The sequence below is a fragment of the Bradyrhizobium sp. USDA 4538 genome (assembly GCF_024171045.1).
Taxonomy (GTDB): domain Bacteria; phylum Pseudomonadota; class Alphaproteobacteria; order Rhizobiales; family Xanthobacteraceae; genus Bradyrhizobium; species Bradyrhizobium australafricanum.
Genome location: NZ_JALJZE010000001.1, coordinates 185,202 through 207,131, shown reverse-complemented (window position 1 = coordinate 207,131; position 21,930 = coordinate 185,202). Strand labels below are relative to the sequence as shown.

The 21,930-nt window shown below is 64.4% G+C and carries 17 protein-coding genes; 12 read left to right on the top strand and 5 right to left on the bottom strand.

What is annotated here, in order from left to right:
• Positions 1-2,289, top strand: a complete 2,289-nt coding sequence (locus tag J2R78_RS44920) for a nitric oxide reductase activation protein NorD (protein ID WP_253609380.1) — start codon at positions 1-3, stop codon at positions 2,287-2,289.
• An 8-nt stretch (positions 2,290-2,297) separates the two neighbouring features.
• Here the strand turns inward: J2R78_RS44920 and J2R78_RS00845 are convergent, their stop codons facing one another.
• Positions 2,298-2,885, bottom strand: coding sequence for an ANTAR domain-containing response regulator (locus tag J2R78_RS00845; protein ID WP_253609379.1), 588 nt, complete (start codon positions 2,883-2,885; stop codon positions 2,298-2,300).
• Complete coding sequence (locus J2R78_RS00840) at positions 2,882-4,045, bottom strand: transporter substrate-binding domain-containing protein (protein WP_253609378.1); 1,164 nt, start codon at positions 4,043-4,045, stop codon at positions 2,882-2,884. The genes J2R78_RS00845 and J2R78_RS00840 overlap by 4 nt, the downstream gene beginning before the upstream one ends.
• A gap of 423 nt (positions 4,046-4,468) precedes the next feature.
• Here J2R78_RS00840 and J2R78_RS00835 point away from each other — a divergent pair, with 423 nt between their 5' ends.
• The 9 genes from J2R78_RS00835 to J2R78_RS00795 all read left to right on the top strand — a co-directional run bounded on the left by J2R78_RS00835 (position 4,469) and on the right by J2R78_RS00795 (position 13,940).
• Positions 4,469-5,869: an amidase gene (locus J2R78_RS00835; protein ID WP_253609377.1), complete on the top strand. Its 1,401-nt coding sequence runs from the start codon at positions 4,469-4,471 to the stop codon at positions 5,867-5,869.
• Positions 5,870-5,886: 17 nt separating this feature from the next.
• Entirely contained in the window at positions 5,887-6,882 is a 996-nt protein-coding gene (locus tag J2R78_RS00830; protein ID WP_057015930.1) for an acetamidase/formamidase family protein, read from the top strand.
• 58 nt (positions 6,883-6,940) lie between these two features.
• Positions 6,941-8,155: an urea ABC transporter substrate-binding protein gene (locus tag J2R78_RS00825; RefSeq protein WP_092080051.1), complete on the top strand. Its 1,215-nt coding sequence runs from the start codon at positions 6,941-6,943 to the stop codon at positions 8,153-8,155.
• 93 nt (positions 8,156-8,248) lie between these two features.
• Positions 8,249-9,115 (top strand): branched-chain amino acid ABC transporter permease, encoded by an 867-nt coding sequence (locus tag J2R78_RS00820; protein ID WP_253609376.1) that lies wholly within the window; start codon positions 8,249-8,251, stop codon positions 9,113-9,115.
• A 13-nt stretch (positions 9,116-9,128) separates the two neighbouring features.
• Positions 9,129-10,202 carry a branched-chain amino acid ABC transporter permease gene (locus tag J2R78_RS00815; protein ID WP_057015931.1) on the top strand — a complete coding sequence of 358 codons (1,074 nt, stop codon included), beginning with the start codon at positions 9,129-9,131 and terminating at the stop codon, positions 10,200-10,202.
• Between the two features lie 3 nt (positions 10,203-10,205).
• Positions 10,206-10,925 carry an ATP-binding cassette domain-containing protein gene (locus tag J2R78_RS00810; RefSeq protein ID WP_253609375.1) on the top strand — a complete coding sequence of 240 codons (720 nt, stop codon included), beginning with the start codon at positions 10,206-10,208 and terminating at the stop codon, positions 10,923-10,925.
• Positions 10,915-11,625, top strand: a complete 711-nt coding sequence (locus tag J2R78_RS00805; RefSeq protein ID WP_016845725.1) for an ABC transporter ATP-binding protein — start codon at positions 10,915-10,917, stop codon at positions 11,623-11,625. The genes J2R78_RS00810 and J2R78_RS00805 overlap by 11 nt, the downstream gene beginning before the upstream one ends.
• A gap of 63 nt (positions 11,626-11,688) precedes the next feature.
• The gene (locus J2R78_RS00800) at positions 11,689-12,450 is read left to right on the top strand and encodes an SDR family NAD(P)-dependent oxidoreductase (RefSeq protein ID WP_225647396.1); all 762 of its coding nucleotides are present in this window, start codon (positions 11,689-11,691) and stop codon (positions 12,448-12,450) included.
• 86 nt (positions 12,451-12,536) lie between these two features.
• Positions 12,537-13,940 carry an amidase gene (locus tag J2R78_RS00795; protein WP_253609373.1) on the top strand — a complete coding sequence of 468 codons (1,404 nt, stop codon included), beginning with the start codon at positions 12,537-12,539 and terminating at the stop codon, positions 13,938-13,940.
• A 5-nt stretch (positions 13,941-13,945) separates the two neighbouring features.
• On the opposite strand, the gene J2R78_RS00790 is transcribed toward J2R78_RS00795, so the two are convergent.
• Both J2R78_RS00790 and J2R78_RS00785 read right to left on the bottom strand, forming a co-directional pair.
• Positions 13,946-15,535 (bottom strand): ABC transporter substrate-binding protein, encoded by a 1,590-nt coding sequence (locus J2R78_RS00790; protein WP_253609372.1) that lies wholly within the window; start codon positions 15,533-15,535, stop codon positions 13,946-13,948.
• A gap of 22 nt (positions 15,536-15,557) precedes the next feature.
• Entirely contained in the window at positions 15,558-16,760 is a 1,203-nt protein-coding gene (locus J2R78_RS00785; protein WP_253609371.1) for a serine hydrolase, read from the bottom strand.
• A 234-nt stretch (positions 16,761-16,994) separates the two neighbouring features.
• Between J2R78_RS00785 and J2R78_RS00780 the strand changes: the two genes are divergently transcribed.
• The gene (locus J2R78_RS00780; protein WP_028345120.1) at positions 16,995-17,669 is read left to right on the top strand and encodes a LuxR C-terminal-related transcriptional regulator; all 675 of its coding nucleotides are present in this window, start codon (positions 16,995-16,997) and stop codon (positions 17,667-17,669) included.
• A 937-nt stretch (positions 17,670-18,606) separates the two neighbouring features.
• Here the strand turns inward: J2R78_RS00780 and J2R78_RS00775 are convergent.
• Entirely contained in the window at positions 18,607-19,536 is a 930-nt protein-coding gene (locus J2R78_RS00775; RefSeq protein ID WP_253609370.1) for a D-alanyl-D-alanine carboxypeptidase family protein, read from the bottom strand.
• 504 nt (positions 19,537-20,040) lie between these two features.
• Between J2R78_RS00775 and J2R78_RS00770 the strand changes: the two genes are divergently transcribed.
• Entirely contained in the window at positions 20,041-21,618 is a 1,578-nt protein-coding gene (locus J2R78_RS00770; protein ID WP_253609369.1) for a gamma-glutamyltransferase family protein, read from the top strand.
• Positions 21,619-21,930 lie beyond the last annotated feature (312 nt).

The following is a 21,930-nucleotide window of genomic DNA, read 5'->3' as shown; positions in this document are numbered from 1 at the left end:
GTGGCGGTCGCGCAAATCAGTTCGCTCGATAGCTTCCGGTCCGGACGTCGGCTTGCGGCACTGTTGCGCGGCCATGACGATGTAGCTGCGGCCGTGCAGGCGGCGCGCGCCGCTTTGCAGCGAACCGGTTGGTTCGATCATTTGGCGGTCTGGGACGAGGCCGTGCACGCCCTGTTCGAGGCCAATCTCGGTCAAGCCGTGGTGCAGGGTTTTCTGCGTCTATCGGAGCAATGGCCGGCGCAGCGATCGGCCGATGATCTGATCGCGATCGGCCGCGCGGTCAGGGACATCGGCTGCAGTGCCGGAAGCCGCGTCGCCCATGCCTTGCTGACCGAATTGTCCAAGGTGCTGCCCCGGCTTGCGGGTGCGGGAGAATTCACCGCAGTTCTCGCCGCGCTCGACGAACTCGCAGCCACCGGGCCGGAGTCGGCGGGGCTCGCGATCGGCCGGCTGGGGCAGTTTCTGACGCATGCCGGCGGCGACGAGTTTGCGGCGTGGGTCTCCGCTGGCTTGCGCGCCAGTGGCAGTCGCGCATCGCGCCGCCGCGCCTATTTCGCGCTCGACGATCAGCTTTCGGCGCAGCTGTTCGCAGCCGGTCGGAGCGGGGATGATTTCGCGCGGCTGGAGAAGCGCCTCGCTGCAACCACGATCGCGTTGTGGAACAGAAAGCCGCGTTTCCGCAAACTTGCCGTTGCACCGACGCCGGTGCCGCGGCGGACCTCGCTCGCCGCCGGCCTCGTCGGTCTTCCGCAGACCTTTCCCGGCTTCGAGGGCGAGGCGGCCGACGCCGTCTATCTCGCGGCGGTCGCGCATGCTGGCGCGCATCTGGTGCATTCCACCGTCCGCTTTCCGGTGAGGCGACTGAAGGCGCTGCAGATCGCGCTGGTCTCGCTGATCGAGGATGCCCGGGTCGAGGCGCTGGCGCTCCACCAGATGCCGGGGCTGCGCCGGCTGTGGCTGCCATTTCACAGCGCGACGCCAGCCGGCCAGGCAACCGCAGCCGGACTGATGATGCGGCTGGCGCGGGCGCTGATCGATCCCGATTATCAGGATCCGGATGCGTGGGTGACCAAGGGACGGACGCTGTTTGCCGCTGCCGCCGGCCGCTGGACCGATCCCGCCATCAGCCGCGAGATCGGTGGTTTGCTCGGCAACGACATCGGGCAGATGCGGCTGCAGTTCAACGCCAAGAGCTACGTCGTCGAACCTGCCTATCGCGACGACAATCTGGCGCTGTGGGATTTCGGTGACCAGCGGGACAGTCCGGCCGAGACGATCGAACTTGCCGTCGATTCCGTCCGGATCGAGCGGCGCGACGATGCGGGTGGCCAATCGGCCGACGACAACGCCAGGCCGGACGAGACGCTGCGCGCGAAGGCCAGCGCGGTAACGCTGCTGGACGGGTTTCCGGTCGCGACCTACCCGGAATGGGACTATGCGGCGCGTACCGAGCGGCCGGACTGGACAACGATTCTGGAAGCCGATGCAGCCGTTTCCGCGCAGCCCTTCGATTCCTCGACGGACGCCGAGGCGATGCGCTGGATCACGGAGTTGACCCGCGACGCGTCGATCGGCCGCCGGATCAGACACAAGGGCCAGCGCGACGGCGACGCGCTCGACATCGACGCGGCGATCGCCCTGACGATCGAGCGGCGCACCGGCAATATCAGCGAGCCCAGGGTCTACCAGCGCGATGCGCCGGGACCGCGCGATCTCGCCATCCTGCTGCTCTTGGACCTGTCGCAATCGACCGCCGACCGTGACCGCCGCGGCCGGACGGTCCTCGACGTCGAACGCAAGGCGGCTGCGATCATGGCGGCGGCGGTCGAGGCCGCGAATGATGCGATCGCGGTGCATGGTTTCAGCTCCGACGGCCGCGAGCGCGTGCGCTATCTGCGCATCAAGGGCTTTGCGGAGCCGATGGATGCCGTGGTTCGTTCACGTCTCGCGGGTCTTGGCAGCAGCCATTCCACGCGCCTCGGCGCGGCATTGCGCCATGCCGGGGGCTACCTCGCGGAACGACGCGCGTTCCGGAAAGTGCTGCTGGTTCTGACCGACGGCGAGCCGTCCGACGTCGACGTGCCGGATGCGCAATATCTCGTCGAGGACGCCCGCCGGGCCGCGCAGCAGCTGCGGCGGCGCGGCACCGATATCTTTGCCTTTGGTATCGGTGAGCACAAATTTCCCCAGCTCGATCGGATTTTCGGCGAGCGTTATGCGCTCCGCGTGCCGCGCATCGAGGTGCTGCCGCAACGGGTGATGCAGCTCTACGCAGAACTGAAGAAATAGTCCCGGCTCTAGCCCGTTGCCCGCGGCAGGGAACCCTTTGCGGTGATCTCCGCCGAGAGTTCCTCGATCGTCTTGCGCTGCTCCATGGCGGCGCGGCGGATCAGCGCAAAGGCAGCCGGCTCGGCCAGCGCATGGGTGTGCATGACCTGAAGGACCGCGGCGAGCACGACACGGCGGGATCGCAGGCGCTGCTCCAGCTTGAGCACCTGCTGCTTGAGCTCGCTGGTGCGCTCGCTTCGCTCGAAAGCCAGGACGAGCGCGGCATAGATGCCGGCCGATCGCAGCGGCTTTACCAGAAACGACGCCGGATCGAGGTCGAGCACCAGCTTCAGACGGCTTGGCGTCTCGGTGCCGAGCAGGGTGATGACCGGGCTTCGTCCAAGCGACGTCCGTTGCGCCGGCGAGGTGAGCGGCAGGAACTCGTCATCGATCAGCGTCACGTCGGGACGGCAGTCGATACTGGCACCGGGCTCCCATGTGACGATCTCGATCCCGAGACGCTCGAACTGGCGCCTGACGATCGAGGCATCGCGCTCATCCTTGATGGCGACGAGCGCCTTGCGCCCGCGCAGCGAAAATGACGACGGTTTGCTCATTTCACAACCCGCAAATGCGGCGCATTCGGCAACTTTCCATCCCTTGCCGGGCTGGCGGCGATGTCGAGCTGCGTCAGATAAGGATCCGGTCTAACCGGCGCTTCAGCTTCCCAGAAGATGTCAAACTGTCCTTCGGCGTTCGAGACGGCCAGCCGCGGCGTCAGGACGCAGTGGTTGTTGCTGCCGTCGATCCAGACCGGACCTTGCGGCGAATTGTAGCGATGGCCGGCCGCGGCGCGCCGCACCTCGCCGATATCGGATGTGCCGGCACGCTGCAGCGCGCGGGCCAGCAGATAGACCGCGACATAGGCGGATTGCCCGTCGACGGACGGGCTGCTGTGCTCGCCGTAGCGCGCCTTCCAGCGCGCCACGAAGGCCCGGTTCTCGGGCAGGCGAATGCTCTCGAAATAGGCCGACGAGGTGATGCATCCGGCCGACGCGGGACCCGCGATCTTGAGCTCGGGCTCGCACAGGCTGCAGCTCAGCATCGGGATGTCGAGGCCGGCCGCGGCGGTCGCCGCATGAAAGGCGCGGATGAAGTCATAACTCGAACTGCCGACCAAGGTGTTGAAGACGACCGGCGGCCGGCGCCGCACGATCTCGTCCACGATGTGGGTGACCGCGCTTTCACCGAGTTCGAGCAGGCGTTCGGCGAGAATGCGTCCTTTGGCCGCCGTCACCAGCTCGCGGGTGACGCGATTGGTTTCCCAGGTCCAGACGTAGTTGGAGCCGACACAGAAGATCTCGTGCGACAGATTATCGAGCACGTAACGCACCAGTGGCAGCACGTTGTGATTGGGTGAGGCGCCGACATAGATGACATTGTCGGAGCACTCGAACCCCTCGTAGCGCGCCGGATACCAGAGCAGGCGATCGGTACGCTCGACGATCGGCAGCACCTGCTTGCGCGAGGCCGAAGTGTAGCAGCCGATGATGTGCTCGACGCCGACGTTGCGAATGAGGTCGTCGCAGACCGTGTGGTACTCCGAAATGATTCCGCGGGGATCGCGGACATGCGCAGATATCGCGAAGTCGAACTCGTCCTGATTGTTGATTTCGTCGACCGCCATCATGGCGCTCTTCAGGATCTCGCGTCCCATGGCCTGATAGGGCCCGTGCTGCGAGCAGATGATGCCAACTGGAATGGAGGGCTTGGTCATTGAGTGCTTTCGGCGGCGCAACGCATCAAGGAAATCATCTTCGCAGAGGTCGGTGCAAGAGGTCATGCCGATTTGCTGCGCATGCACCTCGCGAAATTTGTGCAGCCAGCCTCGTTGACAACGCGCTGCACACCTCCTTAGAATTTTCTCCTACAGGGCTTCCTGTCGAACCTTGCGTGCGTCGATTTGGCCGATGACGTCCCGATCGCCGCGCAGAGTGCTCCGTTCGACTTCGGACCCATGCGATAGTTCATAGCCGCGGCATTTGGGCCATTCGTCACCTTCGTTTCGGAGGGGCGGGTGGTTTTTTGCTTTTGCCGCTAAACAAATTGGCGACACGTCCGTGCCGCCAAGCCGGAGGCGCATGCGCGGTGATGGGCAGTGCCTGCGCTTGCGTCATGTCAAGTGCGGGGATGAGAAACGATGCCGACGACGGATCTTCACTATCTCGGGCTCATTGAGATCGGGCAGCAAATCCAGGCCAAAAAGCTCTCGCCGGTCGAGGTGACCAAGGCGATGCTCGGGCGGATCGAGCAGCTCGACGGCAAGCTCAAGAGCTACGCCTATGTGATGGGCGAGGCGGCGCTGGCCGAAGCGGCGGCAGCCGAGAAGGACATCGCGTCCGGCAAGATCAAGGGACCGCTCCACGGCGTGCCGATCGCCGTCAAGGATTTGTGCTGGGCCAAGGGCGCGCCGGCCGCGCATGGCATGACCATTCATCGGGACTTCCGGCCGAGCGAGGATGCCACGGTCGTCGCGCGGTTGAAGGATGCCGGCGCTGTCATCCTCGGCAAGCTGCAGCAGACCGAGGGCGCCTATGCCGACCATCACCCGAAGATCGACCCGCCGAAGAATCCGTGGAATGCCGATTTGTGGTCGGGCGCATCGTCGAGCGGTTCCGGCGTCGCCACCGCCGCGGGGCTTTGCTTTGGCTCGCTTGGCACCGATACGGGCGGCTCGATCCGCTTTCCATCGGCCGCCAACGGCATCACCGGGCTGAAGCCGACCTGGGGACGCGTGAGCCGTTATGGCGCGTTCGAACTTGCGGCAACGCTCGATCACATCGGGCCGATGGCGCGCAGCGCGGCCGATTGCGGCGCGATCCTCGCCGTGATTGCCGGCCAGGATCCCAAGGACACCACCTCCGTGCCGCTGCCTGTGCCGAACTATCTCGCCGGCCTGTCCGGCGATTTGCGCGGCGTGACGATCGGGGTCGATCGGCGCTGGACCAGCGAAGGTACCGACGAGGCTGCCGGCAAGGTGCTCAGCGAAGGGCTGCGCGTTGCTGCCGATCTGGGCGCGAAGATCAAGGACATCACGTTTCCTGATCCCAAGGCCGTCATCGAGGACTGGTTCCCCTTGTGCGGCATCGAAGTGGCGGTCGCGCACGAAGAGACCTATCCGGCCCGCAAGGACGAATACGGTCCGGCGCTCGCCGGCCTGCTTGATCTCGGCCGGGCGCAATCCGGCATGAACTATCAGAAGATCGTGCTGCGGCGCGAAGCATTCCGCGGCGCGGTGCGGCTGTTGTTCGAGACGGTCGATCTGATCGCCGTTCCGGCCCAGGCGTTCGCTGCGCCGACATTGGCCAAGATGGCTGCGCTGGGTGAGGACCCGTCGCTGATTACCGGGCTGCTGCGCTTCACCTGTCCGTTCGACATGACCGGCAGCCCGACCGTCACGCTTCCCGGCGGCTTCGCGCCGAACGGCGGGCCGATCGCCTTCCAGTTCGTCGGCCGTCACTTCGACGAAGCAAGCCTCGTTCGCGCGGGCGATGCTTTCCAGCGCGTCACCGACTGGCACAAGCGCCATCCCGCGATCTGAATTGAGGAGCCGACCGCATGACCGAGGATTGGTTGAAGAGTTCCATCATGGCCAAGCGCGCCCTTGCCAAGGGCGCGACCGGCACGACCCATAGCCTGACGATCGAGCAGCAGGGCGGCTTCCATTACGTCTATGGGCCCTATGCCAAGCCGACCCTTTCGATCGACCCAGGTGGGGTCGTCGTTGTCGAAACCGAAGACGCCTTCGGCGGCGTGCTCACCAGCGAAAGCGACAGCCCTACGGCGAAGCTGAACTTCCCCTATCTGAACCCGCAATGCGGACCGATCGCGGTCAAAGGCGCCAAGAAGGGCGATTGCCTCGCCGTCTATATCCGCGACGTCGAGACCCGCGGCGCGCAGCCGGCCGGAACGACCTGCATCATTCCGGAGTTCGGCGGCCTGGTCGGGACCGCATCCACGGCGCTGCTCAATCCGCCGCTGCCGGAACGCGTCAGGAAGCTGCATGTCGACCGCAACGGCGTGCGCTGGAACGACAAGATCACGCTGCCCTATGAACCGTTCATCGGCACGATCGGCGTCTCGCCAGAGATCGAGGCGATCTCCTCGCTGCAGCCCGATTATCACGGCGGCAACATGGACCTGCCCGACGTCGCACCGGGCGCGATTATCTATCTGCCGGTGCATGCCGAAGGCGGGCTGCTCTATGTCGGCGACTGCCACGCGACGCAGGGCGATGGCGAGCTCTCGGGCGTCGCGCTCGAGCAGCGCGCGACGGTGACGCTGCAGATCGATCTGATCAAGAACTGGAGCTTCGCCTGGCCGCGGCTCGAGACGCGCGACTTCATCATGACGATCGGCAGCGCGCGCCCGCTCGAGGACGCGGCGCGCATCGCCTATCGCGAGCTCGTGCGCTGGATGAGCGCCGATTACGGCTTCGACGAGATCGACGCCTACATGCTGCTCAGCCAGGCCGGCCGCATGCGGCTCGGCAACATGGTCGATCCCAAATACACGATGGGGGCGTCGATCCTGAAGAATTACCTCAAGGCGTGACTTCAAACATCCTTCAACGACAGAGGACATCGCGATGTATTCGGGGCGTATAGTCGGAATGGCTTTGCTTGGTGCAATGCTCGGGACCGCGGCAATAGGTGTCGCCCAGGCGGCGGAGCCGCCGCTGAAGGTCGGCTTGCTGGAGGACGTCTCCGGCGATCTCGCCTTCATGGGCATGCCGAAGCTGCACGGCTCGCAGCTCGCGGTCGAGGAGATCAACAAGAGCGGCGGCATTCTCGGCCGGCAGATCGAGTTGATCCATCTCGATCCCCAGGGTGACAATGCCCGCTATCAGGAGTTCGGCCGACGGCTGCTCAATCGCGACAAGGTCGACGTGCTGATCGGCGGCATCACCTCGGCATCGCGCGAGGCGCTGCGTCCGATCGTCGATCGCACCACCACGCCGTACTTCTATACGAACCAGTATGAAGGCGGTGTCTGCGACGCCAGCATGATCAGCATGGGCGCGGTGCCGGAGCAGCAGTTCTCGACCCTGATCCCCTGGATGGTCCAGAAGTTCGGCAAGAAGGTCTATGTCATCGCAGCCGACTACAATTTCGGCCAGATCTCCGCGGAATGGAACCGCAAGATCATGAAGGACCTCGGCGGCGAGGTCGTGGGCGAGGAATTCATCCCGCTCGGCGTGTCGCAGTTCGCGCAGACGATCCAGAACATCCAGAAGGCGAAGCCGGACTGGTTGTTGACGATCAATGTCGGCGCCGCCCAGGACTCGTTCTTCGAGCAGGCGGCCGCGGCCAACCTCAACCTGCCGATGGGCTCTTCGATCAAGATCATGCTCGGCTTCGAGCACAAGCGGTTCAAGCCGCCGGCGCTCAACAACATGCATGCGACCGCGAACTGGTTCGAGGAGATCGATACCCCCGAAGCCAATGACTTCAAGAAGCGCTGGCACGCAAAATTCCCCGATGAGCTTTACATCAACGACATGGGCTACAACGCCTATAACGCGCTCTACATGTACAAGGCGCTGGTCGAGAAGGCGAAGTCGACCAAGCTCGAGGACATGCGAAAGGTGATCGCAACGGGTGATGCCTGCATCGAGGCTCCCGAGGGCAAGGTCTGCATCGACCCGAAGAGCCAGCATACGTCGCACCGCATGCGCCTGATCTCGGTCGGGCCCAAGCATGAGGTGACGGTGGAGAAGGACTACGGGACGATCCAGCCATACTGGCTCGGCGAGATCGGCTGCGACCTCACCAAGAAGAACGACAAGGATCAGTACACGCCGAGTCATCTTCCCAGCAAGTCGTGATGCGCGCAGGCACGAATCTTGCTCGTGTTTGCATCGCGGCTTTGAAGCAAGCCGGCGCCGCAATGATGCGGCGCCGCGATCAGGGAGACCGGAATGTCGGCTGAACTCTTCTCGGTATTCTATCAGTTCGCCGATGTCTTCGCGTTCCTCATCCTGTCGGCGGCGGGCCTGGCCATCGTGTTCGGCATGATGGGCGTCATCAACATGGCGCATGGCGAGTTCATCATGTGCGGCGCCTACGTCACCGTGGGGCTCGTGAATCTCGGCGTGCCGCTTCCGATCGCGCAGATCCTGGCCGCGCTGACGGCGGGGATCATCGGCATGATCGTCGAGTACCTCGTCGTGCGGCGCTTCTACAAGCGACCGCTCGACTCGCTGCTCGCGACCTGGGGCCTCAGTCTGATCGTGACGCAGTCGATGCTGCTGATCGTCGGCTCCGCGGTGCGCGGTATTGGCACGCCGGAAGGAAGCTTCGCGATCGGGGGCTATACGTTTTCGACCTACCGGCTGGTGCTGTTTGCCTGTGCGGTAGCGGTCCTTGCGGGCCTCTACGTCATCTTCATGAAGACGCGCTTTGGCGTGATCGCCCGCGCCACGATGCAGAATGCGGCGATGGCCAAGGCGCTCGGCGCGCGCACCGGGCGGATCTATTCCATCAGCTTCGGTATCGGCACCGCGCTCGCGGGGCTCTGCGGCGCGCTCTACGCGCCGACCATGACGCTGATCCCGACCATGGGCGCGACCTTTGTGGTCGAGAGCTTCGTCACCGTGGTGATCGGCGGCGCCAATGTCCTGCTCGGAACCGCGCCGGCCGCGGTGTTCCTGGCGATGATCCGAATGGCATTGAATGCCAGCTACGGGCAGATCATCGGCCAGATCGGCATGCTGTTTGCTGTCATTCTGATCATACGTGTGCTGCCCGAGGGACTATCCAGCGTGCTGGTTCGTCGTGGGCGCTAGACGGGAATTTCTGATGTTGAAGCTGCTCGAGGGCCCGCAGACGCTCGGACGCGGGAAGATCTTCTGGTCCTGTTTCCTCGCCGTGCTGGCGGGGGCGCTGATCTATCCGCTGTTCGCCGATTCCTATGACGTCGGCAATTTCGCCTACTTCCTGATCTGGATATTCATGGCGCTCGGTCTCTGCCTGATGTGGGGATACGGCGGCATGCTGTCGTTCGGCCAGACCTTCTTCTTTGGCATCGCCGGCTACGGCTATGGCGTGCTCGCCATCAATATGGGCGGGGGAACGACCACGATCGCCGCGCTGGTTCTCTCCGTGGTCATCGCGATGATCGCGGCCGGGATCCTCGGTTACTTCATGATCTGGGGCGGCATCAGCGGGATTTTCTTCGGCATCGTGACGTTGTCGGCGACGCTAGTGCTTGCCTTCTTCCTCGGGCAGACCGCGGGACCCGAATGGCATATCGGTCCGGCCCGGCTGAACGGCTTCAACGGCATGAAGGGAATGGACCCGCTCACGGTCGGCGACTTCGACATCGAGGGCTCGGCGCTCTATTACGTCATGATCGCGCTGATCGTCATCGTCTACATCGCGCTACGCATGCTGGTGAACTCGAGCGTCGGCAACGTGATCGTGGCGACGCGGGAAAATCCGCAGCGCGCCGAGATGCTCGGCTATGATGTCCGCAAGTATCAGCTTTTGACCTTCGTGATCGGCAGCGGCCTCGCAGGGTTGAGCGGCGCACTGTACACGTCGTGGGGGCAGTTCATCACGCCATCCAGCATCGGCCTGCCGGCGGCGGCGATGCCGATCGTGTGGGTGGCGTTCTCCGGACGCAACGATCTGACCGCGACCTTGGTCGGATCGTTCCTGCTGCTGTTCGGCTTTCAGACCATCACGGTCTACAGCCAGCAAGCGGCGCTGGTGCTGATGGGCGTGCTGCTGCTCGCCACCGTGATGCTGGCGCCGCAGGGCTTCGTGCTCGGCATCGGCAAGCTCGTCGTCGATTGGTGGACCAGGCGTCGGCGCCGCGACGAAGCCCCCGCGCTGGCCGATACCGCCCGCCTGCAATCGGATGAGACCTGAATCATGGCGTTAGTCGACGTAAAAGGCGTATCGAAACGTTTCGGCGGATTGACCGCCGTCTCCGATGTCGACCTGACGGTCAATGCCGGCGAGGTCCACTGCTTGATCGGGCCCAACGGGGCCGGGAAGAGCACGCTGTTCAAATTGATCGTCGGGCTCTATCCGCCGACCACGGGCAGCATCTTCTTCGACTCGATCGATATCACCGTCGAGCGGCCCTACGCGCGGGTGCAGCGCGGCATGAGCATCAAGATGCAGGCGCCGAGCGTGTTCAAGGAGCTGCCGGTGCGGCAGAACATCCAGATCGCGCTGCAGGAACGCATTTCGGGCGCGGATTGCCGTGCTGAAGAGGAGCGGCTGCTCGCATTGCTCAACCTGGCTGACGATAGCGGCAAGCTCGCCGGTGCGCTGTCGCACGGCCAGCAGCAATGGCTGGAGATCGGGATGGCGCTGGCGCTGCAGCCGCAGCTGCTGCTGCTGGACGAGCCGACCGCCGGCATGTCGCCGGAAGAGACTTTCAAGACCGGCGAGCTGATCAAGTCGTTCAATGCCGAGGGCATGACCGTCCTGGTCGTCGAGCACGACATGGCGTTCGTGCGTCAGGTTGCCCAGCGCGTTACCGTTCTGCATCTTGGCAAGATCTTCGCGCGCGGCAGCTTGGAGGCGATTTTGGAAGACGAGAAGGTCGCAGAAATCTATCTGGGTAAGACTCATGCCCACTGATCGCATTCTGGAGGTGTCGGGGCTTTGGGCGGGCTACGGCGCGACGCCGATCCTGCAAGGCGTCAGCATGTCGGTGTCGCGCGGCGAGATCGTCGGCGTGATCGGCCGCAACGGCGTCGGCAAGTCGACCCTGATGCGGTGCCTGATCGGTCTGCTGCAGACCTGGCGCGGCACCATCAGCTTCATGGATCAGGATGTCACGCAGCTCGAGGCCGATGCGCGGGCGCGCGCCGGCTTCGGCTACATCCCGCAGGGCCGCGACGTGTTTCCGCAAATGAGCGTCGAGGAGAATTTGCAGGTCGGCGAGTTGATCGGCGGGCCCGAAGGCAAGAAGCTGCCCGAGCTCGTCTACGAGTATTTTCCACGCCTGAGGGAGCGCCGGCGCCAGATCGCGGGCACCATGTCGGGCGGCGAGCAGCAGCAGCTTGCGATCGGCCGCGCGCTGATCGGCAATCCGGCGCTGATGATCCTCGACGAGCCGTCGGAGGGCATCCAGCCGTCGATCGTGCAGCATATTTGCGAGGCGCTGAAATCGTTCCGAGCGGAGCTCGGGACCACGATCGTGTTCGTGGAGCAGAATCTCGACACCATCCTGGAGATCGCGCAGCGCTGCTACATCATGGAGAAGGGCAAGATCACGCGATCGCTGGCCGGTGAGGAGGTCAACGCGGACAACGTTCGCGCGCAGCTGTTGCTGTGATCGACCGCGCGATGCGGTGAAGATCAGTGCGTTGCATAATTGATAATAATGGAGGGAATGGACATGGATCTCGGACTCAAGGGAGCAAAGGTTCTCGTTACCGGCAGCACCAAGGGCATCGGCAGGGCGATCGCCGACACGTTCGCCGCCGAGGGCGCCAATGTCGGCATCTGTGCGCGCAACCAGGGCGACGTCGACGCTGCGGTCACAGCGCTCAAGGCCAAGGGCGTTTCGGCGTTCGGTAGTGCCGTCGACGTCTCAAACGGGCCGGCCCTGAAGGCCTGGGTCGCCGACATGGCGTCCAAGCTCGGCGGCATCGATGTCGTGGTCGCCAATGTCAGCGCGCTGTCGATCGGGCAGGACGAGGAGAGCTGGGAGAAGGAATTCTCCACCGACATGATGGGGACGGTGCGCCTCGTCAACGCGGCGATGCCGTATCTGGAGAAGAGCGGCGCCGCCGCGATCGTCACCATCTCGAGCGTGTCGGGACGCGAGGTCGATTTTGCCAGCGGTCCCTACGGTACGTTCAAGGCGGCGATCATCCACTACACGCAGGGCCTTGCCTACCAGCTCGCGGCCAAGGGCATCCGGGCCAATTCGGTATCACCGGGCAACACCTACTTCGAGGGTGGTGTCTGGAACATGATCAAGGACGGCAATCCCGAACTGTACAAGACAGCACTGGCGCTCAACCCGACCGGCCGCATGGGCACGCCGCAGGAGATGGCGAACGCCGCTGTGTTCCTGGCGAGCAAAGCGGCGAGCTTCATCACCGGGACCAACCTCGTGGTGGACGGCGCGTTGACGCGCGGCGTCCAGTTCTAGGCGGGGCGCGCCGTCAGCAGAGCCGCGAGATCGCCGCCCGCGGCGGCGGTCCGGACAGGCATATTCCGATAACAGCAGGGCGTCAGATGTCAGCGGATTCATTGCACTACAAATCCATCATCGAAGTCTCCGAGCTCATTCGCCGCAAGGAGGCGAAGCCGTCGGAGGTGACCGAGGCAATGCTGGGCCGGATTGCGAAGCTGGATGGACAGTTTCACGGCTATGCGCTGGTCCTTGCGGAGCGGGCGATGGCCCAGGCCAAGCAGTATGATGCGGAGATCGCCAAGGGTGTCTGGCGCGGCCCGCTGCATGGCGTTCCGATCGGGCTGAAGGACCTCTGCTACACCTCGTTTGCGCCGACCGCGGGCGGCACGACGATCCACGCCAAGTTCGTGCCGTCCTTCAATGCCACGATCGTGGACCGGCTCGAAGTCGCCGGTGCGGTGACGCTCGGCAAGCTGAAGATGACGGAGGGGGCCTATACCAGCCATCATCCGGCCGTTCAGGCCCCGCTCAATCCCTGGAATGTGAACTACTGGGTTGGCTCGTCGTCGACCGGATCGGGCGTCGCGACCTCGGCGGGGCTCTGCTACGGTTCTATCGGCAGCGACACCGGCGGCTCGATCCGCTTTCCGTCGGCGACCTGCGGGTTGACCGGGATCAAGCCGACCTGGGGGCGGGTCAGCCGCTACGGCGTCTTCCCGCTGGCCGACTCGCTCGATCACGTCGGGCCGATGTGCCGGAGCGCTGCGGATGCCGCGGCGATGCTCGGCGTCATCGCGGGCGCTGATATCAACGACCCGACCGCTTTGCGGGCTCCGGTGCCGAACTATCTCGCTGGAGCGGGCGACGGCATCAGGGGCCTCAGGATCGGTATTGACCGCAGGTACACCCAGGAGGGCATCGATCGGCAAGTCGTCGCTGCGCTGGTGCAAGCCGAGCGCACGCTCGCCGATCTCGGCGCCGACATCCGCGAGGTGCATGTCCCGCCTTACCAGAAGCTCGTCAGCCAGTGGATTGCGATGTGCTCGGTCGAGACGGCTGAGGCGCATCTGGACACCTACCCGTCGCGGAAGTCGGAATACGGACCCGATCTCGCGCAGCTGATCGAGCAGGGCAGGGCGACGAGCGGCGTCGACATCGCGGCCATCCATCATGAACGGCAGAAGTTTAGCGGCAGCCTCGTCGCCATGTTCGAGGATATCGACCTGCTACTGATCCCGACGATGCCGGTGCCGATCCCGACGCTCACCAAGATGAGCGAATACGGTGCCGACCCCAATGTCCTCCTGAGCATTCTGCGCTTCACGGCGGTGTTCGATTTCTCGGGCAGCCCGACCATTACCTTGCCGATGGGCATGGCCTCGGACCAGATGCCGCTCAGTATGCAACTGGTCGGCCCGCATCTGTCCGAGGACGTGCTGGTCCGCGCCGGCGCCGCGTTCCAGTCGGCGACGGATTGGCACACGCGGCGGCCGCCGATCGAATAGGGGCCTCAACCGGTCTTGTCGACGTTCCAGAACAGCGGCACCGGCGCGCGGACGATGTCCTTCAGCGCCTTGCGCGTCGCGGCCGGCTGATTGTACTGCCCGGTCGGGACGTGGGTGACCACCTCGTAGGCGCGTGCCTGGATCTTGTCGGCCAGCGCCTTCTGGTCCGGCGGCGCCGCGGTGCGGGCAAAGCTGTCGCGCAGCCGCTCGAGCTCGGTATCCTCGACCCAGCCGAAGAAGCCGCCGTTCTTGCCCTTGCCGTTGACGCAGGCGTTGCCGATCGGATTGACGAGGTCGGCGCTGGCCCAGGTCGAATGGTAGAGCGACCAGCCGCCCTCGGCCGGCATCGACTGCTTGGCGCGCCGCGCCACCACCGAACCCCAATCCATCGCGAGCAGGTTGACGTTCATGCCGATCGAACGCAGCGCCTCGGCGGTGACCGTGCCGAGCGCGGTGATGATCGGGGCGTCGGTCGCGTGCAGGATCGTGATCGGCTCGCCCTTGTAGCCGCCCTGCTTGAGCAGCTCCCTGGCTTTCGCGGTGTCCGCCTTGGTCGACCATCCGACCGCGCTTTCGAACGGCGTGCCGGCGACGAAGATCGCCGGCGTGATCTTGTAGTAATCGGGATTGCCGATCTGGGTGTCGAGCCAGTCCTTCTGGTTCACCGCGTGCAGCACGGCCTGGCGGATCTCCGGCCGGTCGAACGGCGGCACCAGCCAGTTCATCCGGCACATGCCGGAGAAGCCGAGCGTGTTGTAATCGGTCAGCTCGACATTGGAGGCGCGCGCGAGCATCGGATGATGGTCGTGCGGCGGCACCTCGAAGTAGTCGATTTCGTCGTTCATCAGCGCGTTGGTCGCGATCTGGAAGTCCGGCACGCTGATCCATTCATAGCGGCCGATCTTGACGACCTTGCCGCCGCCGGTGCCGTCGGATGGTTCGTAGCGGGAAACGTAGTCCGGGTTCTTCTCATAGGCGGCCTTGACGCCGGGCTGGAATTCCGCCGTCACGAAGCGGAACGGTCCGGAGCCGAGGTGATCTGATATGGCCTGGTCGGCGGGCGTCGCGGCGATCCGCGCCGGCACGATGAAGGGCACGTTGGCGGTCGGCTTGCCGAGCGCCGCCAGAACGAAGCCGCACGGCTCCTTCAGCACCATGCGAAAGGTGCGCTCGTCGATCGCCTTCAGTTCGGCGACGAATTCGAACAGTTTCTGGCCCATCGTGTCGCGCCTGGCCCAGCGCTGCAGCGAGGGGATCACGTCGGCCGATGTCACTGCGCTGCCGTCATGGAATTTGAGGCCGGGCCGCAGGCGGAAGGTGTAGGTCAGGCTGTCGGCGGAGACCTCCCAGGCCTCGACCATCTGCGGCTTGATCTCGAATTTCGAATTGGTCGAGAACAGCGTGTCGTAGATCATATAGCCGTGGTTGCGCGCGGTCCACGCCGTCGTCATGATCGGGTCGGTGGCGCGCAGCGGCGCGTGCATGACGGCCGTGATCGTCTTCGAACTGGCCCGCGCGATGCGCGGCATCGCAATGCCGAGGCTTGCTCCCGCACTGATCTGCAACAGACGGCGGCGGTTGATCGATGGTCCCATGGTGTCCCCCTGTCGCAATCGGTCAGCTCTTGCCGGCAAGCCTGGCCGCGATCGCGCGATAGCCGCGCATCCACATGTGATCGAGATCGAGATCCATCGGCAGCGGCTGGGAGGAGACGCGTGCGATCACGGTCTCATTGGCCGGATCGATGTAGATCCACTGGCCATGGATGCCGACCGCGGCAAACGGCGTTTCGCGCCGATCGAGCGTGTACCACTTGTTGCGGTAATTGCCGTTTGGAAACACTTTCGTCAGGTCGCCGCGCGACCAGGCCTCCGCATTGCCGTTCTGCCTGATGTCGTCGATCCACCAGCCGGGGACGACCTGTCGTCCGTTGCTGATGCCGTGATTGCGCATCATCTCGCCGAAGCGGGTGAGATCCCGCAGTGTCGCGCAGATGCCGCCGGCGACGCGGCCTGCGCCGCGTGAATCGACCGTGATGTAGGCGTCGTGCTCGGCGCCCATCGGCTGCCACAGATAGTGGGAGAGGATCTTTGCGTAGGACAGGCCGCAGGCGCGCTCGTAAACCCAGCCGAGCACATCGGTGTTGGTCGAGACGTAGTGGAAGGTCTCTCCATGCGGTGCGCCGTTCGGCCGCAGCGTGCGCAGATAGTCGCGCAGATTGCTCGGCGGAATCGCCGGATCGGGCAGCTCCCAGCCGGTCGAGCGCCGGTAGTTCATGACGTCGCCGTCGCGCGCCATGTAATCCTCGTCGAAGCGGATGCCGACGCTCATGTCGAGCAGATGCCGTACCGTGCAGCCGCCGCCATAGACCGAGCCTTCCATCTCCGGGATGTAGCGCGTCACCGGCGCGTCGGGGTCGAGCTTGCCGTGATCGGCGAGGATGCCGCCGAGCGTTCCGGCGACCGACTTGCTGACGGAGAAGATCAGGTGCGGGGCATCGGGCGTGAGGCCATGGGCATACCATTCGAACGCGACCTGTCCGCGATGCGACACGACGATGCCGTCGGTGTGGCTGGCACGCAGCGCCTCGCCGACGCCGACCGTCTCGCCGCGCGGGTTGGCGAAGCTGACGTCGTCGAGATAGCGCGGCGCAAAGGACAGCGGCGCCGGCGCCGCGGCGCGCGCGATGTTCGCGGTGGGTAGCAATTCACGGACATTGCGGAATGCCCACTCGTTGAAGGGATGCTGACGCCAGTTGGCGAGCGTGACCTGTTGGTCGGCCGCCGACGGGAAGGCGGCCATGATGCGACGCGAATTCATTCTTGATCCAGCAATGACATCGGATGATGTACGAAAGTTCCGCATGGCTCGCGTCGCTCGCAATCAACCGGATGGTGGAGGGGGCCGTTGGGTTACTTCGGCGTAACCGTTTCCCCGGACGTGCGCTTCGTGCGTTTGGCCCGCAATTTGCTTGACTATGGCTCGCGCGTGCCCCAGCGTGACGGTCGCGCGACGCGCAGACGTTCGCCATCGGGAAACATCGGGAGGTAGGTCATGATCGCGCTTCTGGGCCGACCGGATCCGGCAACCACGCAGGCCATTCAGTTCGCGCGCGGCATTCTCGAGGGGTCGGCGACCGCGTTCTACGAGGTCGACGGCAATTTGACCCTCAACCGCTTCGTGCTCAGCAGCAACGTGCCGCCGAGTTTCCACGACCAGTATCTTGCCGGCATGAACCGGCTCGATCCGTTGCATCCGCGCTCGGCGAGTAACCGGCCGATTGCGCGGCTGAGCACAGCGCTCGACCAATGCGCGACCCAGGAGGCGGCGACCTACCGCGCCTTCGCCGGCCAATGCGGCGTCGCCGACATGATCGAGTTCTTCTTCCGCCGCAACGACCGCATCGTCGCCGGAATGAGCGTGCTGTGGGCGCCGGGCTGCGCGATCCCCGACGGCAGCATGCATATTGCGGAGAAAATCCACGACTACCTCGAGTTCAACCTGACCAGCCGCCTGTCGTCGAATGCCGACGAGCCGGCGCGCTTTGGCCTGACCTCGCGCGAGATGGAAGTCGTTGAGCTGTTGTGCTGCGGCCGAACCAACCGCGAGATCGGCGAGTGCCTGAACATCGGTCTCGCGACGGTGAAGACGCATCTGATCCATATCTTCGAAAAGCTCGGCGTCGAGACCCGCTCCGCCGTCGTGGCGATGATGTCGCGGCCGCATTGAGGCGCGGGCTGTCGATTAGAGTCCGCGGCTCTTCCAGCACGTCGTCCCTGCGTAAGCAGGGACCCATACGCCGCGGCGGATGTTGTGAACGAGATTCGTCACCCCAGCGTCGTGAAACAATAAACATCCGTGGTTATGGGTCCCTGCTTTCGCAGGGACGACGATGAGGATCGTTCTCGCGCGAGACAACGCACTGTCATTGCGCTCCCATCTTCGGTATCATCACCCGCGCACGCGCATGCGAGTGATCCAGTATTTCAGAGATGCCTGTGCTTGAATCGAGAGGCCGCGGCGTACTGGATCGCCCGGTCCCGTCTTCGCCAAGGCTTCAACGAGGCCATGCATCCTTGGCGCGCCGAAGCTTTAGCGGAGGCGGCGAGCCGGGCAATGACAGTGCGGATGCGACACACGATCGTCGTCCTGGCGAAAGCCAGGACCCATAACCACAGCATTTGATCATGAACGGGATCGTGGCCCCAGCGTCGCGCAACAATTGCGATCCGGGGCAATGGGTCCTGGCTTTCGCCAGGACGACATTGAGTGTGTGGCGCGGTCTGTGAGTCACACATCCGGAATTGGGCGGGACCGTCGCTCCGTGGGCCGAAGCGGCGATCCCTGATCGCGCGAGGTGCATGGTCGGGTGTGGGCAAAATGTCGGCCAATCCGCACGACTGGGGACATGATAGATCGACAAGCGCACGCGGCAATTGCCATTCTGGACTAGCCCCGAGTGACAGATTCAGCGGCAAGCATGCTCCACAGCGCAGAAGTAGTAGCGCGGCGCAGCAATCGCGGTTCCTGGTAGATGAGAGTCCGAAGAGAGGCATAACGTCATGGGTGGAGGCTGGCCGCTACGGCCTCCGAAGCCGCCGTCAGCCCCAGCTCACCCCCTGAGCTGGGGCGCCGGAGCGCACGAAGCGCAGGAGGGGTAGGCCAATCAGAGGCGCGAGCTGACTTTCGTCGTCGCGGCCTTTGACGCTGCTTTTGACTTTGCGCGCGGCGTCACGCCATGTCTGGACGATGCTGCAATTCGGGTATGACGCTTGCCGGCCAGCTTTGTGTGCCTTGATACCGTACGATGAGCAGCATACTCCCGACCATCGACCGGTGCGAGATGCGCTGGGTCTCCATTCAAGTATGGACGTCCAACTCCGAACTGCTTTTCGTGCTCGTCGATCCATTTCCATAATCGCTTGGTCTCGGCTGCACACTCCTCCTTGCTCCCGCCATTCATGCTGACGACGTCTGCGGCGAGCCCGTGACCATAGCCCCCACGCGCGCTGCCGCCGTGATAGGACTTGTCATTTGCGGCCTTCAGCCCGTTTGCAATCGATTGGCGGTAGTCATCGCGGAATCCGCTTGTGATCCCGGGTGCCAATCCGGCCTGTTCCGCTGCATGGAGCAAATAGAACAGCTTTAGCTTGAAGGCTCGATCCATCCCTCCGATCACGTAATCCATCAGAGGCATGCGGGCTCTTTCTGCCGCCTTGGGGTCCTTCCACCCGAAGTCATTTTCGACCCGCTTCGGGAAGCTGCGTGTGACGGTGATCAGCTTGCGCTTCCGTTTGATGATCACGTCCTTTTTTTCGTACACGACGATCCAGTCGGTCTTCGGCGCGCGCATGTAAAGCGCGCCAAGGAACCGGTCGATGCACGTCTCGGCAACAAAGCATTCGTCCAGGACCAAGACTGTATCGACATTGTCCGGAGTGGCCTTGAGCGGGTCGGTAACGTTGGCGGTTTGAGAGGCCTGCTCAGCTTGCTTCTCGCTTGGCGTCGTCGGCAAAGCCTCGGGCGACGCTCGGTCCGCATCCGGCAAGACACTCCCGTTGGCATCGGATTGAGCCGACGGTTCGGATGCCGTCACCTGCCGGCTCGACTCCTCATTGGGCGACGCCGCACGCACATCGTGAACGACGGCGCAGCATGACAGTGAAACCAGAGACGAGGCAATGCGTAACCAACCAGCCCCGCAACCGAACCGACTTCGCCTGGCGCCATGAAACTCTCTGAGAGATGACATCGGCATTGGCAATCGACATGAGCTAAATTGATCATGGCAGCGTGCCATCGCGCTCCGGGCTTGGCAACCAGTTACCCACCACAGAATTGCCGCCGAGCACGCAACTATTCAGATAGGCCGAAAGAATTCCTTACGTGCAGGTTTGACAGGTGTTGCCGGGTTGCCCGCCGGATCAATCCGCCGCGTCCGAGACGCGTCTGGCGGGACAACCCTCGTCCGTGTTCACCGATCCACCGTTAGGTGGATTGCTGCCTGCCCGGTGGCCAAACGAGAGTCCTCCGCGAGGACCGGTGTCGTTTTCGACAATGTTGGCGAGCGGCGGCCGCTCACAACATTGAAGGAAACGACATGCGCGATTTCATGGCCATCGGCCGTTCGGTGGCGGTTGCGGAGCGCGGCATGGCCGCGACCTCGCACCCGCAGGCGACGCTGGCCGCGGTCGAGATGCTGAAGGCCGGCGGCAACGCCGTCGATGCCGCGGTGGCGGCGGTCGCGGTGCAGGGCGTCGTCGAGCCACAGATGACCGGGATCGGCGGCGACTGCTTCGCGCTGTATTCGCCTGACGCCGGCGAGCCGATCGCGCTGAACGGCTCGGGCCGCACGCCGACCGCAACCGATGCCGAGAAATTTGCCGCAAGCGACGCGCGCGACATTCCGCCGACCGCGCCCGAGGCCGTCACCGTGCCCGGCGCGATCGATGCGTGGTGCCGGCTGGTCGCCGATCATGGCAGCAGGTCGCTGGAGGAGATCTTCCGGCCGGCGATCGCGGCTGCCGAGCGGGGCTTTTGCGTGACGCCGCGCGTCGCGGAGGACTGGCGCCGCTTCCGGGCCCGGATCGAGATCGACGGCAATGCGGCGGCGCAGTTCCTGCCCGGCGGCAAGGCGCCTGAGGTCGGCGACATCCGGACGCAACCCGCGCTCGGCCGCACCCTTCGCCGGATCGCGCAGCACGGGCGCGACGCGTTCTACGCGGGCGAGGCCGCCGACGAGATGGTGGCTATCTTGCGTGCCCTGGGCGGCGCCCATAGCACCGACGATTTCGCCGCCCAGACCTCCGACTATGTGCGCCCGATCTCGGCGCGCTACCACGACCACGACGTGGTCGAGTGTCCGCCGAACGGGCAGGGCCTGGCCGCGCTGATGATCCTGCGGACGCTTGCAGGCTTCGATGTCGGCAAGCTCGGAGAGGCCGATCGCATCCATCTGCTGGCCGAAGCCACCAAAGCGGCCTACCGCGCGCGCGACGCCTTTTTTTGCGATCCCGCCACCAGCAAGGTCGATCCGGCCGCATTCCTTGCCGACGATTATATCGGGAGAATCCGTGGAAAAATCGACATGCGCCGCGCATCCGCGCCCGCGACCTGGGACGATATCGAGCATCGCGACACCGTCTATGTCACGGTGGTCGACCGCGATCTCAACGCCGTCTCACTGATCAACTCGCTGTTCTATCCGTTCGGTAGCGGCATCTACGCGCCGAAATCGGGCATCCTGCTGCACAACCGCGGCTGGAGCTTTCGCGCCAAACCGGGACATCCCAATTCGCTCGGGCCGCGCAAGCGGCCGATGCATACGATCATTCCGGGTCTGCTGCGCAAGGACGGCAAGACCGTGATGTCGTTCGGCGTGATGGGCGGGCACTACCAGGCCGCGGGCCACGCCAATCTGCTGTCGAACATCTTCGACATGAAGATGAACATCCAGGCCGCGGCCGAGGCGCCGCGCTCCTTTGCCTTCGACGGCGCGCTGTCGCTGGAGACGACCATTTCTCCCGGGATACGCGACGACCTTCGCGCCCGCGGCCACGATGCGCGGTTCTTGGAGGAGCCGATCGGCGGCTGCCAGGCGATCCGCATCGACCATGCGAGGGGCGTTCTGTTCGGTGCCTCCGATCACCGCAAGGACGGCCTCGCGCTGGGGTTTTGAGGGGCGGTGAGGCTTTTACAGTTGTCATTGCGAGAAGCGACAGCGACGAAGCAATCCATATCACCGCCCGCGGAGTGATGGATTGCTTCGCTCCGCTCGCAATGACGTGGATGGACCGATGTGCCCCATGACTATCATCCTGAGCTGAGGCCGCCGCCCGCATTGCGGGGACGCGGCGGAGCATCCACCGGACGGTGGATTGTTCAAAATGCCGACATGCCGAACGTTTGGCCATCATGCCGGCGTCGTGCGCGGTTCAGCCTTGTGCACCGCACGGTGAGAGGCTGATCGCTCCAGGCTTTCCCAATCGAG